The sequence below is a fragment of the Ruminococcus sporogenes genome (genome assembly GCF_054655175.1).
Genome location: NZ_BAAHOA010000002.1, coordinates 631,204 through 644,258 on the forward strand (window position 1 = coordinate 631,204; position 13,055 = coordinate 644,258).

At 36.7% G+C, this 13,055-nt stretch carries 16 protein-coding genes; 3 read left to right on the forward strand and 13 right to left on the reverse strand.

Annotation, left to right across the window (positions count from 1 at the left end):
• The first annotated feature begins 362 nt into the window (after positions 1-362).
• Positions 363-1,499 (forward strand): hypothetical protein, encoded by a 1,137-nt coding sequence (locus ACYQ0N_RS09580; RefSeq protein WP_460162529.1) that lies wholly within the window; start codon positions 363-365, stop codon positions 1,497-1,499.
• Positions 1,500-2,339: 840 nt separating this feature from the next.
• On the opposite strand, the gene ACYQ0N_RS09585 is transcribed toward ACYQ0N_RS09580, so the two are convergent.
• The 5 genes from ACYQ0N_RS09585 to ACYQ0N_RS09605 form a co-directional block, all read right to left on the reverse strand.
• Positions 2,340-2,675, reverse strand: coding sequence for a PadR family transcriptional regulator (locus ACYQ0N_RS09585; protein WP_177533384.1), 336 nt, complete (start codon positions 2,673-2,675; stop codon positions 2,340-2,342).
• Positions 2,676-2,786: 111 nt separating this feature from the next.
• Positions 2,787-2,972, reverse strand: a complete 186-nt coding sequence (locus tag ACYQ0N_RS09590; RefSeq protein WP_177533383.1) for a PspC domain-containing protein — start codon at positions 2,970-2,972, stop codon at positions 2,787-2,789.
• An 11-nt stretch (positions 2,973-2,983) separates the two neighbouring features.
• Positions 2,984-3,856, reverse strand: a complete 873-nt coding sequence (locus tag ACYQ0N_RS09595) for a DUF4097 family beta strand repeat-containing protein (protein WP_177533382.1) — start codon at positions 3,854-3,856, stop codon at positions 2,984-2,986.
• Positions 3,853-4,455, reverse strand: coding sequence for a DUF1700 domain-containing protein (locus tag ACYQ0N_RS09600; protein ID WP_177533381.1), 603 nt, complete (start codon positions 4,453-4,455; stop codon positions 3,853-3,855). The genes ACYQ0N_RS09595 and ACYQ0N_RS09600 overlap by 4 nt, the downstream gene beginning before the upstream one ends.
• Positions 4,448-4,774 carry a PadR family transcriptional regulator gene (locus tag ACYQ0N_RS09605; protein WP_177533380.1) on the reverse strand — a complete coding sequence of 109 codons (327 nt, stop codon included), beginning with the start codon at positions 4,772-4,774 and terminating at the stop codon, positions 4,448-4,450. Before ACYQ0N_RS09605 ends, ACYQ0N_RS09600 begins: the two co-directional genes overlap by 8 nt.
• Before the next feature lie 177 nt (positions 4,775-4,951).
• On the opposite strand from ACYQ0N_RS09605, the gene dpsA reads away from it, so the two are divergent.
• Both dpsA and ACYQ0N_RS09615 read left to right on the forward strand, forming a co-directional pair.
• Positions 4,952-5,836, forward strand: a complete 885-nt coding sequence (gene dpsA, locus ACYQ0N_RS09610) for a dipicolinate synthase subunit DpsA (protein ID WP_460162530.1) — start codon at positions 4,952-4,954, stop codon at positions 5,834-5,836.
• Positions 5,829-6,410 carry a dipicolinate synthase subunit B gene (locus tag ACYQ0N_RS09615; RefSeq protein ID WP_177533378.1) on the forward strand — a complete coding sequence of 194 codons (582 nt, stop codon included), beginning with the start codon at positions 5,829-5,831 and terminating at the stop codon, positions 6,408-6,410. The genes dpsA and ACYQ0N_RS09615 overlap by 8 nt, the downstream gene beginning before the upstream one ends.
• 93 nt (positions 6,411-6,503) lie before the next feature.
• Here the strand turns inward: ACYQ0N_RS09615 and ACYQ0N_RS09620 are convergent, their stop codons facing one another.
• The 8 genes from ACYQ0N_RS09620 to alsC all read right to left on the reverse strand — a co-directional run bounded on the left by ACYQ0N_RS09620 (position 6,504) and on the right by alsC (position 13,049).
• Positions 6,504-6,851 carry a helix-turn-helix domain-containing protein gene (locus tag ACYQ0N_RS09620; protein WP_177533377.1) on the reverse strand — a complete coding sequence of 116 codons (348 nt, stop codon included), beginning with the start codon at positions 6,849-6,851 and terminating at the stop codon, positions 6,504-6,506.
• A gap of 227 nt (positions 6,852-7,078) precedes the next feature.
• Entirely contained in the window at positions 7,079-7,708 is a 630-nt protein-coding gene (locus ACYQ0N_RS09625) for a zinc ribbon domain-containing protein (protein WP_460162531.1), read from the reverse strand.
• A gap of 115 nt (positions 7,709-7,823) precedes the next feature.
• Positions 7,824-8,699, reverse strand: a complete 876-nt coding sequence (locus ACYQ0N_RS09630; protein WP_460162532.1) for a hypothetical protein — start codon at positions 8,697-8,699, stop codon at positions 7,824-7,826.
• A gap of 242 nt (positions 8,700-8,941) precedes the next feature.
• Positions 8,942-9,388, reverse strand: coding sequence for a ribose 5-phosphate isomerase B (gene rpiB / locus ACYQ0N_RS09635; protein WP_177533374.1), 447 nt, complete (start codon positions 9,386-9,388; stop codon positions 8,942-8,944).
• A gap of 62 nt (positions 9,389-9,450) precedes the next feature.
• Entirely contained in the window at positions 9,451-10,419 is a 969-nt protein-coding gene (alsB, locus tag ACYQ0N_RS09640) for a D-allose transporter substrate-binding protein (protein ID WP_460162533.1), read from the reverse strand.
• A gap of 15 nt (positions 10,420-10,434) precedes the next feature.
• The gene (gene alsK, locus ACYQ0N_RS09645) at positions 10,435-11,343 is read right to left on the reverse strand and encodes an allose kinase (protein ID WP_177533373.1); all 909 of its coding nucleotides are present in this window, start codon (positions 11,341-11,343) and stop codon (positions 10,435-10,437) included.
• A complete protein-coding gene (gene alsE, locus ACYQ0N_RS09650; protein ID WP_460162534.1) occupies positions 11,321-12,031 on the reverse strand; it encodes a D-allulose 6-phosphate 3-epimerase in 711 nt (236 codons plus the stop codon). The genes alsK and alsE overlap by 23 nt, the downstream gene beginning before the upstream one ends.
• A 22-nt stretch (positions 12,032-12,053) precedes the next feature.
• Positions 12,054-13,049 (reverse strand): D-allose ABC transporter permease, encoded by a 996-nt coding sequence (alsC, locus tag ACYQ0N_RS09655; RefSeq protein WP_460162535.1) that lies wholly within the window; start codon positions 13,047-13,049, stop codon positions 12,054-12,056.
• Between the last annotated feature and the right edge of the window lie 6 nt (positions 13,050-13,055).

Consider the following 13,055-nt stretch of genomic DNA (forward strand, 5'->3'; position numbering starts at 1 on the left):
AAACCATAGATGAAAAACACTGACTGACAGAATTCGAACTCCCGACATTTAAATATTTTAGAAGATTTAGGCATATTTGAGAAAAATAATCTCACGTATGGCCCTTTGTATATATAAAAAAGGAAATCGGCGTTCAAAAATTCTTTATTCAAAGTTGTGGTTTAAATCCTTTCGGTTTATGCTTAGAATTTATGAACAGCAGACGATTTTTATCTGCCGAAAAAAGAAATATAAACAGCACAGATACCGAGCTGAATACAGACATTTAGGTCAATGTTTTACGGTTTGACAGTTTATTGATACTATGTTATACTTTAATAAAATCACTTGTAAAAATTTGATTGTTGATTATGGGAGAACATATGAGGTTATTTAATTTCAGAAAGAAGAAAAACGCGGCGGGAAATCTTCAAAGCTTTTCAAACGTTAATGCAGCTAGTTTGAATATACCCGTACACGCTGATTCCGAACCGTTTGCTTCTGATAATGACATAAACAATTTTACAAAAGCAATCGGCGATGAATATGTATCGAAAAAACAGCTTGAGCTTACCAAGGAAGATCTCGAAAAAATCAGCATTACAGACGGCGCAGAAATGTGGCGGCTGTATAGCTGGTATCATAGAGAGGTAATGCCCGACGATACAGATCAAAAGCGCAAACTGAGCAGCCAGAGAATAAACAGGCTCGGCGCGGCTCTTGCCGAAAAAGTGCTTAATGCAGATGAAATTTACTGTCTGTATAATAAATTAACAGACCAACCTCATCTTTTTTCACGGACGGTACAACAAAACGACGGTTATCTTTGCACGCCGCCCGATGTACGAATTTTCACCAAAGCTTATGCAGATTATGCCCTGCAAAAATATCCTGACGATATTTTTGAACTAAAGAAAATTGTAAGAGGCGCAGACGGAAAAGGAATTGAAAATTTCCTAGGTGAATGTTTTTATCTGAACGGTGCGCAGGGCATAGAAATTCACAGCGAATATGTGTCGATAGACGCCGCTATGCTTGTTCCTCCGCCGGATTTTACCGGAATGAACGAAATAAATATTCCGGTCATGAATCCTGACCTGATGCGCTGGATGCTTTTAATGGCACAAATGCCGAAAGCGGAAACCAATGATGAAGAACTCATATATAAGCTGTATTATCGTTTTATGTCAATGGAAGCGGTAAAGGCTAAATTCCTTGTTCCTATGAAGCTCGAAGAAAATTTTCCTCAGTCGAATAAAACAGAAAAAATTGTGCTGAAATCAGGAGCTAAGTTCAGCATTGCAGTCATGAAGGGCAAGTATGACAGAGAAGCTGTGATCATGTATACGGACTGGAAACGGCTGCGTGAATGCTACAACGGCTGGAGCGGGTCAATTATGACGCTATCGAATATTATAAATAATAATGATGCTGTAATTAATCCTACGAATCATCCGCAGCTCGGATTTTATATCGGCAAAGAAATGTATGAGGAAATGGTTACATACACAAATAAATAGCAATTTAATACAGTCGGGCTGGCAGTCTGACTGTATTTTCATTATACAAGCAAAAATGTTGCTTTCATATCTCAATTGCACGTTCCCGCTAATATCAAACCTGTTAACAACGGCGCGTCTGATTTAACATAAACGATGAAAAAAACGAAAAACACCGACTGACAAGATTCGAACTCTAAAATCCGAAGATATCAAAAAAATAAGACGTAACACACAAAGCAGTATTTCCGATTTCATACCATTATGTATTTAATTATTGCTAATTATGTGAACTTGTGTTATTATATATTAAATGATATTATGCAATCCGGTATGATAAAAATATATAAAGGGAGGTCTTTATGAAAATATTGTATACGATAATGTTAACACTGATAAAGAGGAAGGATGGTATTGGTCACGTCCAGTAAGTTATGAAAGAAAATATGCTTCGTGCGGTGTACAGGCAAATTTTAATGTTTATGAAAGTTATGAGAGCAAATAAAGCATAGTTGATAAGGAGGAAGATTTAAATGAACAATTAATGAAGCTTGACGGGTTGGTATATTTAAGATAAATAACGTCTGGTAAATTTGAAAATGTAAGTAAATTTATAGATTATATAACTACCGATGAAAATGGAAATATCAGCCCGGAAGAGTTGCCAGATCTTACTTCTATTAAATCAAAAGGAGTTTTATTTTCATATGGAACGCCAAAGCTTTTTTTGAATCCCCGACTGTGTCGGGGGTTTTCTTTGTATAATAAAATCGGCATAGCCGATATACTAATATCAACTATGCCAATATTTTTTCTGGGATTGAAAATCCCTAAATCCCCCCAAAACGGAGAGCTTTAATTTCAATCCTCTTTATAATTAAGGATTTTTCTGATGCCCTCTGTAATAGAAACATATTCCTCATAAATCTTATCAAAATAATCTTTTCCGGCATCTTCAATGTGGTAATAAACTCTGGTTCTTCTTTTTCCTATAAGTTCCTTATGATCTGATATCATTCCTTTTTCAATAAGTCTGTAAAGACTCGGATACATAGTACCTTCTTTTAAAATGAATAAACCATCGCTTCTCTTTTCGAACTCCTGGGTTAACTGATAACCATACATATCTTCTTGCTTGAGCAAATGCAATATAAGAAGTTCCGTCATCCCACGTTTTAAATTTTCCTGAATTTTCATATTTACTCTCACCTCTTCCTAACTTCTATTAAACCATAAATATTCAATTTTGTCAATACTTTTTTTGCAAAATTCTGCAAAAAAATCTATAATATAATAAAATACTATCATTCAGTTATCAGAATCAGGCAGAATAAATATCGCCAAAATATAAACGACTACAGATATTCCTCCTGCAAAAGCAGCGGCTGCAAAAATCAAACGTATTACGTTTGCGTCAACATTTGTATATTCCCCTATGCCAGCGCAGACACCGCATAACATTTGATTGCTTTTAGATCTGTATAGTTTTTTCATAAGCATTCGCCTCACTTAAATAAAATATCAATATTGCCTATTCCGCATTCTACATCAATATTATATTTTCCTTCGGTATTATTCGATATATCCTTTCCGTTAACATTTATATTTCCATTTATAATATTAAACGCGTAATCGTTTTTGTCGCCGTATAATGTCGCTTTGACGTTACCGACTCCACACTCTATACTGCTGTTTCCTTCAATAATTCCATTAAGCTTTAATTCACCCATGCCCACTTTTATTTCAGCATTTTCAGAATGAAAATTTTTAACGTCCGCTTTGCCGGCGCCACAGGATAATGAAATTTTATCCGATGAAATATTTTCAGCCAGAACCTTTCCTAATCCATTATTAACTTCTATATAATCCGAAGTTATACATTCAATATTATTATTTCCCAAACCGCAATCTATAAAGATTTTTTCAGCAGTCAAATATTTAATTTTATTATAGCCTGAACCTGTCTTTATCTGTATATCCTGAAGAGAAATATCAGCGGGAATAATTATCTGTATTTTACCAGCTTGTTTTACCAAACCAGGTATGGAAATCATCTCATGCCACTTATTGAAATCATATTTCAACCTGAAAATATGGCCTGACACAGAATAATTCAAATACTTTCTTGAAATATTATTAGCATTTATCTCAATTTTATCAACATCATTAGACGCTATTATATCCACATCAGTATATGTTATATTAATATCAAGGCCCGCTATGCCGTCCGGATCGACAACGGCTTGAATATCTGTCAGATTAAGCTGTTTTATATAGTCTTCTTTAGCTCCTACAGAAATTCCAATTACAGCAATGATTATTCCTAAAATCATAGTAAGCGATGGTATTATGTACTTTAATAGTCTTTTTTTTCTCATACCTTAACCTCAGACTTTCCAAGAATCTTATTTATTAAAGCTGCAAAGCACAACAAGACGCCCTTTAATAGCTTCAGCCATAGACTCGTTAGAGGCAGAAACAATAAAAACGGAATACTGCCTAAAATCATTCCGACTCCTATAAGAACAAGACCTATAGATATAACATTTACGATATTAGCCACTCCCATGCAAAACAACAGGATACCGCCTGAAATAAAACCCAGCATAACCGCCGCAATAGCAATGAATAATCCAAATATAATGCCTGCCGCCGCTGCAATAACACTTCCCCATACAGGAAAAGTAAATATAACCAGCAAAACCGCAATAATCTTCTGCCGAGAATTCAGTTTTTGCCGCACTGCTTTTACTTCCTTTTTAGTTTTTTTTACCGTTAAAGATAGTTTATTACTGTTATTTAAGATTTTATGCGCAAGATTTTCCGGAGAACCAAGACTTGCAATAACATCCTGCTCATTGGATAAACCAGCGTCATCAAAATAATTTCCGTAATATCTGACAGCCGCTTCACGTTCCTTCGCGGGAAGCGACATTAAATTATTTTTAAGCTTTGAGAGATACTCAAATTTATTCATTATCTGAAATCATCTCCTGTAAAATTATTTTATCTATTTTTTCTTTGAACACATTCCATTCTTTACAGTATTTTTCAAGCTTATTCTTACCTTCGACCGTAATACGATAATAACGTCTGTTGCGTCCTTTATATTCCAAATCAAAGGCCTCAAGGCAAACATCTTTCTGAAGGCGTCTTAAAACAGGATATAATGTTGATTCAGATACATCAATGATTTTTTGAAGCTCATGAGTTATCTCATAGCCATACGTTTCCTTTCTGCTTACTATTGAAAGAACCATTGCGTCAAGCAGCTTAGCGCCTACGGGAAATTCCATTGAATCAGACACCTCTTTTTATATTATTAAATTACTTTTAATATTATACAATATATAGTATATAAAAGTCAACCTATTTTATATTATATTCTTAAATTATTTTTTTGTTATATGCACGGTCCGTTAATCACTATCATAATATATAAAAGAAAATCTTATCAGAAACGAGGGCTTGCTATGAATAACAATATAACTTTTCTGGTTGTCGGCGGAGATTTAAGACAAATATACACAGCTTCTGCCTTGTCAGAAAATTTTAAGGTATATGCTGCCGGTTTTGACAATAATGTGTCATTACCCCAAAGAATAATATCTGTCGGAAGCAGCCTTGATTTGCCCGAAAAGGCCGATTATGTAATTTTACCGCTTCCGGCGACTCTTAATAGTATATTTGTCAATACTCCGTTTTGCAGAAACAACATTCCTCTGACAAGCCTTACGTCTGTTCTAAAGGACGATGGATTGGTTTTAGGCGGTAAGCTTGACGCCGCCACCATAAAGATTTTCAATAAATGCGGAATAGAAGCGATAGATTATTTTGACAGAGAAGAACTTAACGTACTTAACGCGGTACCAACGGCCGAAGGCGCAATACAGATTGCCATGGAAGAAATGGCTTCAACTATATTCGGTCAGCGTGTTCTCATTACTGGTCATGGACGTATTTCAAAGGTGCTTATTAAAATTCTTAACGGAATGGGAGCAGAAGTGACAGTTACCGCCAGAAAATATTCCGATCTTGCATGGGCGGAAATCTACGGCTGTCACGGAATCCATACGTCTTCGCTAAAAGATTGTATTAGAAATTTTAGTCTGATCATAAATACCGTTCCAGCGGTAATACTCAATGAGGACATTCTGAAAGAAGCCAGCGCTGAATCGCTTATAATAGACCTGGCCTCTAAGCCCGGAGGAGTAGATTTCGATACTGCACGCAGGCTTGGATTAAAGGTGGTCTGGGCTCTTTCTCTTCCCGGTAAAGTAGCGCCGGTAAGTTCAGGAGAAATAATTGCATCAACTATTCTGAACATCCTTAAAGAGAGGAGATATACAGATGGCTGATCTTTCAAAGATCAAAATAGGATATGTCATGACCGGTTCCTTTTGTACATTCAATAAAAGTTTTTTACAGGCAGAAGAGCTTATAAAATCAGGAGCTGATTTACTGCCTGTAATGTCATATAACGCAGCCGAAATAGATACCAGATTCGGCAATGCAAAAGATAATATAAAAAAATTGGAGGAAATAACCGGTAAAGAAGTGATAAAAACAATAGAAGCTGCCGAACCTATCGGTCCAAAAAATATGACGGACATTCTCGTAGTCTGCCCATGCACCGGAAATACTATAGCTAAGCTTGCTTATAGTATAACTGACTCTCCCGCCACAATGGCAATTAAATCTCACCTGAGAAATAAAAAGCCTGTTGTAATTGCACTGGCGTCGAACGATTCTCTTTCCGGTTCAATGAAAAATATAGGCGCGCTTCTAAATATGAAAAATTATTATTTTGTTCCATTTTTTCAGGATGATAAAATAAAAAAACCCACCTCGGCTATTTGCGATTTTTCACTTCTGAAAGATACTATTGAAGCCGCTCTTCACGGAAAACAGCTTCAACCTATTATTTTTTAAGAATGGCTGTATCAAAATTGATACAGCCATTCTTTGATTCTTATACTAAAGCTTTTACATATCGCAGAATAAATACATTGAAAATTTTTTCTATTAACGCTTTACAAAATTTGATTTCTGTTTCTCCTGAGCTTCAATCATTTGCGACATTCTTTCATCTATTCTTGCCTTATTTTCAGTATCAAGCCGGCTGAACTTTGCAATAAAGCGAGACGGCGATATATCGCTGCAAAAGGTTTTGTCATTGGTTCTTCCGGCTATGTAATCAAGAGAAACTTTATAATAATCGGCTAATATTATCGCTTTTGAGAATGGTATGTCTGTTTCTCCCCGTTCATATTTACCATAATGATTAGTTGATACTTCAATTATTTCAGAAATTTCTTCCTGCGTCAAATCAGCGTCTTCTTTTAAATCTTTCAGCCTTTGGTAAAAAGCCATTAATATAACCTCCGTTTTTAATATATGATATAAAATTCTATCATATAAATGAGATTAATTATTCGCTTTCACATCTATCTGGTATATTTTGCTATTTTTTCAATTCTATTCAATGTATTTAAATAGCTATTAAAGCTTATTTTTGTCAAATAAAAGCTTTCAAATAATACTGATAATTAGTTTTTAATACATAAAAAAGGCTGTATCAAAATGATACAGCCCTGATTTTAAAACTCTTCAAAACTCATTATACACCAGTCGCCGTTTATTTTATAAACACTAAGCGTTGTTGTATCCGTCTCTTTTTCGTCGTCACCCTTGATAGTCGCCTTGATCTCAACTTCGTATCCTTTGGAAATTTTCACCTTCGAATCATAATTATCCTCGTACATTTCTTCAAGATCCTCAAGATCGTCCTTATCTATCTTATTTTTATCCTTATACTTTACACTAATTTTGATGTCATCGCCATATTCATCTTCAAGATTATCAAGAATTCCTTCAGCCAATTCATCGAGATCATCAATAATTTCGCCTTTTTTCTTATCTTCAAACTGTTCCTCCAAAAGGAACTCCGGAAGAGCCTTATAAAAATACTTTCCCTTTCCCGTTTCCATTCCCTTGAACATATTATCAATAGGATCCTTATAACCTCCGCCGAAAATAAGCTTACAAACAAGAAGAACTATTACAACAATAACTGCTGCAACTGCTATTACAGGAACAATCGACTTTTTGTTTCCAGTAGCTTCACCATTACCGCCGACTGAATTTGCCGTCTGCGCTGCACCGCAGGATGAACATATCTCAGCATTATCGTCAATCTGAGCTCCGCACTGCATACAAAATTTACTCATAAAAAATAACCCCCATAAAAATTTATTGCATTAACATTTTATCATATTAATAGCATTCTGTCAATATAATAAGCACAATTTGTAAATAATGATAAAATGTACAGGCTTTTTATCATTAATTTGATAAATCATTTATTACGTTTTCAAGCATAATCAAAGCATGATCATAATTTTCCTTTGTTTTCTTTGCAGAGGAAAGATTCTTATCAACCTTTCTCACTCCTATATAAAGGTCATCAGGAATATCATTTTCTTCATAGCCTATTTCAGAAGCAAAGTCTGTTCCCTTAAGGTAAAATCCGTATCCTTTTATATTAGGATTATCGGGATAAAGTTCCTCAAGATTAATTAACGTTTCATCAGGAATAATCAAATCAGCCGATTTTTTATCCGCAATAACAAGCATAGTTTCACCCATCTGAAATTCCGATGACAATTTAGTCAGATTAGAGTCGTATGGACTGAGACTTTTTGTATTAGCATTTTCATCGTCTGATATCGGTATATATAAAACATTTGCATAATTTTCACCGTCATTATTATAATCTTCCGTCAGGCTGTCAAAATATTTGCCGATATCCTGATAATGAGTATAAAGCTCCGTATCGTCGCACAGCAGCATTATATTAATATCAGATTTTGTTGTTGTAAGTGTGTCATAAACTAAAAATGCCGCAATAAGAACAAAAAACGTCGTAATTCCAAGCCACCATTTATTATGATAAACAAAATTCTTTATTTTTTCCCAAAAGGTATATTGTTTTTCATCATCGGGAGACAAATCTATTTTATCAGATTCAGTAATTAAGCCCTGCTTTATTTTTAACAGCTCTACCCTTTCTTCAGCAAGAGTTTTATTATATTGCTCTCTTTTTCTTTCTTCAATTTTTGCCGCAGCCGCCTTTTTTTCTTCGAGCTTTCGCTTTTCATTTTCATCTACCTGTCTGACCGTCTCAAAAATACTTTGCTTTTTTTCTTTTTTATTATCCATCTTTACTCCTTAAAAACAAACAGGGATACATTCCGTATCCCCTCCCATTAAGCTTAATCTACCTTCAGCTTGTAATGTAATTGAAAATACACGCTGACTGATAAAATAATTATAGCACAAATAAGATAACTAATCAAGCCCGATTTCGATCATTTATTTAAGATCGCGTCGTATTTTTATTTTTTTCTTAATATACAATTAAAAACCCGTTTCTTGTTTAAGAAACGGGTTAATATAAACGGCTAATTATCCTTATTTTCTATTTCACCAATCATTTTTACACGATTCAGATGACGGCCTCCTTCAAATTCTCCGCTCAGCCAAGAATCTACTATCATAAATGCAAGACTGATACCGACGACCCGCGCGCCGATTGCAAGTACGTTAGTGTCGTTATGCTGACGTGAAAGCAAAGCTGAATACGGTTCGCTGCAAACCACTGCGCGAATTCCCTTTACCTTATTAGCGGCAAGAGAAATCCCCACTCCTGTCCCGCATATAAGTATTCCCTTATCGCAGTTTCCTCCCGCCACAGCCCTTGCAACTGCCTCGCCGTAAATCGGATAATCGGTTCTTTCCGTATTATTTGTTCCAAAATCAATAACTTCAATACCCTTTTCAATTAAATGTGAAATTATTTCATTTTTATATTCAAAGCCTACATGATCGCATCCAACCGCTATTTTCATAAAATTCCTCCTTTAAAATAAAAGGACAGTTATAACACTGTCCTTATTAAATTAAGATTTAATTATTTTTTTGAAACTATATATGAATCCACCGGAATAGTTTCAGGCACATTGTCAGGATTTATTTCTGCTCCCGACTTAACCGCGTTTACCATCTGCTCCAGAGATACGGCTCCGATTCCGGCTGAATCCTGAGCAACTGTCGCTGAAAGCTCGCCGGCTTCTACACTCTGAAGAGCTTCAGCGGCTCCGTCGGTACCGACTACAATGATTTCTCCCAATTTATTAGCATTTTTAACTGCCTGAATAGCTCCTAAAGCCATTGTATCATTGCAGCAGTAAATAGCCTTTAAGCCCGGATTCATCTGAATAATGCTCGTCGCCGCGTCAAGAGCCTTCTGTCTGTCCCAGTCGGCAGGCTGAGAACTTACAAGGTTAATTCCCGCCGCCGCTTTGAAAGCGTTTGTAGCGCCTTCTTTTCTTGCCTCGCCTGAAGCGTTTCCTGCCTTACCCTCAATAATCGCGACGTCTCCGCCGTCTGCAAGCTGTTCAATAATATAATTTGCTCCCTTTTCTCCGACCTTGACGTTATCAGTGGTTGCGAAAGCAATAACGCTTCCCCCCGAACTCTTCAATGTATCCATATCTACTTTTTCATCAATATTCATTACGTAAACGCCCTTTTTGTTTGCCTGAGCAATTCCGTTAATTAGATTTGTCGGTGAAAGCGGCGCAACTCCGATTGCCTTATAGCCTACGTTAATACAATTTTCAAGTATCTTGAGCTGCCCTTCTGTATCGTCCTCACTCTGAGCCGCAAAAATATCTACTGAAACTCCAAGCTCTTTAGCTTTATCCTCGATACCCTTTTTCATAGTTGCCCAAAAGTCGTTCGACAATGTTTTAAGGATAACCGCATAATCTGCGTTTGCCGATTTGCTGTCGGAATCGTTTCCGCAGCCAACAAGTCCAAAGCCCATGCTCAACGCCAGAACTGACGAAACAAGCGTTTTAAAGAATCTTTTTTTCATAGTAATTAACCTCTCTTAATTTAAATTATTTTTTATTGAATTTAAGGCAAACATTCCGCTGCCAATAACTCCGCTCTGCTGCGTATGCTGAGAAAATCTGATATCCAGATTTTTCTCCGGATAGGGTTTTCTCGTATAAAAGTGAATAGACTCTTCCAGAAGCTCTTTCGGAAAATCTTTCATATAAACGACTCCGCCCGCAAGAATTATATAATCCGGATCGAGTATGTTTATTTCTGCCGCTATCGGAATTGCCAGATCTTTGACATATTTTTGTATTAAAGGATGAGAGCTGTATTTTTTAAATATATTCCTTATTTCAACGTCTGGAAAATGCTCCGCAGCTAACATTTCCAGATACCTACCTGAACAGCGCAGCTCTGCGCAGCCCTTATTTCCGCAGGTACATAATTCGTTTAAATCTATAAACGGTATATGACCAAGCTCTCCGGCAGCCCCATTTTTCCCGTAATGAAATTTTCCGTTTATATAAACAGCATTGCCTAATCCGGTTCCAATATAAAAGCCAAGTATAGTTTTGTCTGCGTCAAGTCCCAGACCTGCAATATCGCTTTGCAAAAGAAAATTTACATCACGGTCAATAAATACCGGTATTCCGAAATATTTGCTCAACGGATCTCCAAGATTGATATTATCAAAACCTTTTAAGTTAGGCGTCGAGTAAACCGTCTTTTTGTCTTTACTTACAATTGACGGTATACCTATCGCAACGGCGGATATTTTTCCTTCCATTCCGTTTTTTTTCAGATAACTGCTGATTTCCGATTCAAGTATTTCTACAACGCCGCAATCATTAAAAATTTTACTTGATTTTTTTTCAAAACCGATAAGCTCCCCGTTTTCTCCGATTACTCCTATACGGAAATTGGTGCCTCCGATGTCAATTCCGAGAGCGTACTTCATCAAGCTCCACCTCCGTTTTTACAGCCTTATTATAAGACTCTATCATCTTATCCCAAGCCTTCGCAAGATCCTTGTCCTTACTGAAAAGTCCTGAAGCGCCCACAATAAATACTTCTGTACCGGCTTGTGAAAGTTCTCTGAAAGTGTTTTCATTGCAGGAACCGTCAACTTCAATAAGATATTTGTAACCGTTTTTTTCTTTAAGCTCCTTAGCTTCTTTAATTTTGTCAAGCATTTCACGGATAAACGGCTGTCCTGCAAATCCCGGATCAACTGACATTATCGTTATCTTATCGAGCTTATGAATATAATTTTGTATATAGCTCAGAGGTGTAGCGGGATTCAGAACTACTCCAACCCTGCATCCTAAAGCCCTTATCTTGTTAATAATACGGAATGCGTCAGAATTGATTGTTTCTGCATGAGGACATATATAAGTCGCTCCGGCCTTAGCCAGCGTTTCAATATAATCGTCAGGATATTCGCACATCAGGTGGCAATCTATGGGCTTTTTTGCAATTTTAGCAAAGGCTGCTACAAAATCGGGAGAGAGTGTTATGTTTTTTACAAAATGACCATCCATAATGTCAACATGATACAAATCGCATCTTTCGTTTAATATTTCCGTCTGTTTTTTAATATCAAGCAAGTCCATACACATAAGCGAGGGATTAAACATAGCTTTCATAAATTCCTCCATAAATTTTATTTTACTTTGACGTATTTTTACTTCCGACAAATCTGTCAAGAGCAACCGATCCGATAATCAATGCGCCCATTACAACCTGCTGCAGGGTACTTGAAAGCGAAAGTATATTCATTCCATAATTGATAACGCCGATTATAAGGCCGCCTACTACTACGCCGTGAATTTTACCTTTTCCTCCGAAGAAGCTTGTACCTCCGATAATAGCCGCCGCAATTGCATATGTTTCAAATCCTGTCGCCGCAGCCGGTTCGGCAGAGCCCACCCTTCCGAGTAATACTATTCCCGCAATACCGGCGCAAAGTCCGGAAATGATAAATACTATCAGCGTATGCAGCTTAACGTTTATACCTGAATACCATGCGGATTCCTTATTTCCTCCAAGGGCGTAAATATTCCGTCCTAGCTTTGTTTTTATCGTCAGAAAAGCAAGTATCAGAGCTACTATAATAGCAACTATCGCAATAACTGGAATTCCTAATACCGAAGCTGATATTGATTTGGTAAAGCTTGCCGGGAATCCGAATACGGCGCTGGAATTGGAAACTATAAGCGTTGCGCCTCTGAAAATAGCCTGCGTTCCAAGTGTTATAATGAACGGATGAAGTCCTGTCACATTCACCAGCGCACCGTTAATAAGGCCTAAGGCCGCGCCGAGTAAAACTCCCAGTATTACCGCTGCTACGGGGTGCATACCTGCAACCATCATTTTAGCCGTCATCATACCTGTCAAGGCTACAACCGATCCGACTGAAAGATCGATTCCGGCAATCAGTATTGCAAAAAATTCTCCAAGTGCAATAAGTATATTAACAGAGCTTTGGGCAAGTATCTGCGGAACAGTATTTGCGGAAAAGAATACATTCGGTTTAGCTGCCGCAAGTATTCCCAGTAAAATAACAAGAATTCCAATCGTTCCGTATTTCTGCCAGATTGTATTGAATGTAAGCTTTTCCCTTCGCTTTTCAATAGGATTTTTCGCAGTCAATATGTTATTCATAATGTA

What these genes read in the sequence shown, in the direction of transcription:
- ACYQ0N_RS09580 (WP_460162529.1), top strand. Translation starts at nt 363, where the DNA reads ATGAGGTTATTTAATTTCAGAAAGAAGAAAAACGCGGCGGGAAATCTT.
- ACYQ0N_RS09585 (WP_177533384.1), bottom strand. Translation starts at nt 2,675, where the DNA reads ATGAAAATTCAGGAAAATTTAAAACGTGGGATGACGGAACTTCTTATA.
- ACYQ0N_RS09590 (WP_177533383.1), bottom strand. Translation starts at nt 2,972, where the DNA reads ATGAAAAAACTATACAGATCTAAAAGCAATCAAATGTTATGCGGTGTC.
- ACYQ0N_RS09595 (WP_177533382.1), bottom strand. Translation starts at nt 3,856, where the DNA reads ATGAGAAAAAAAAGACTATTAAAGTACATAATACCATCGCTTACTATG.
- ACYQ0N_RS09600 (WP_177533381.1), bottom strand. Translation starts at nt 4,455, where the DNA reads ATGAATAAATTTGAGTATCTCTCAAAGCTTAAAAATAATTTAATGTCG.
- ACYQ0N_RS09605 (WP_177533380.1), bottom strand. Translation starts at nt 4,774, where the DNA reads ATGGAATTTCCCGTAGGCGCTAAGCTGCTTGACGCAATGGTTCTTTCA.
- dpsA (WP_460162530.1), top strand. Translation starts at nt 4,952, where the DNA reads ATGAATAACAATATAACTTTTCTGGTTGTCGGCGGAGATTTAAGACAA.
- ACYQ0N_RS09615 (WP_177533378.1), top strand. Translation starts at nt 5,829, where the DNA reads ATGGCTGATCTTTCAAAGATCAAAATAGGATATGTCATGACCGGTTCC.
- ACYQ0N_RS09620 (WP_177533377.1), bottom strand. Translation starts at nt 6,851, where the DNA reads ATGGCTTTTTACCAAAGGCTGAAAGATTTAAAAGAAGACGCTGATTTG.
- ACYQ0N_RS09625 (WP_460162531.1), bottom strand. Translation starts at nt 7,708, where the DNA reads ATGAGTAAATTTTGTATGCAGTGCGGAGCTCAGATTGACGATAATGCT.
- ACYQ0N_RS09630 (WP_460162532.1), bottom strand. Translation starts at nt 8,699, where the DNA reads ATGGATAATAAAAAAGAAAAAAAGCAAAGTATTTTTGAGACGGTCAGA.
- rpiB (WP_177533374.1), bottom strand. Translation starts at nt 9,388, where the DNA reads ATGAAAATAGCGGTTGGATGCGATCATGTAGGCTTTGAATATAAAAAT.
- alsB (WP_460162533.1), bottom strand. Translation starts at nt 10,419, where the DNA reads ATGAAAAAAAGATTCTTTAAAACGCTTGTTTCGTCAGTTCTGGCGTTG.
- alsK (WP_177533373.1), bottom strand. Translation starts at nt 11,343, where the DNA reads ATGAAGTACGCTCTCGGAATTGACATCGGAGGCACCAATTTCCGTATA.
- alsE (WP_460162534.1), bottom strand. Translation starts at nt 12,031, where the DNA reads ATGAAAGCTATGTTTAATCCCTCGCTTATGTGTATGGACTTGCTTGAT.
- alsC (WP_460162535.1), bottom strand. Translation starts at nt 13,049, where the DNA reads ATGAATAACATATTGACTGCGAAAAATCCTATTGAAAAGCGAAGGGAA.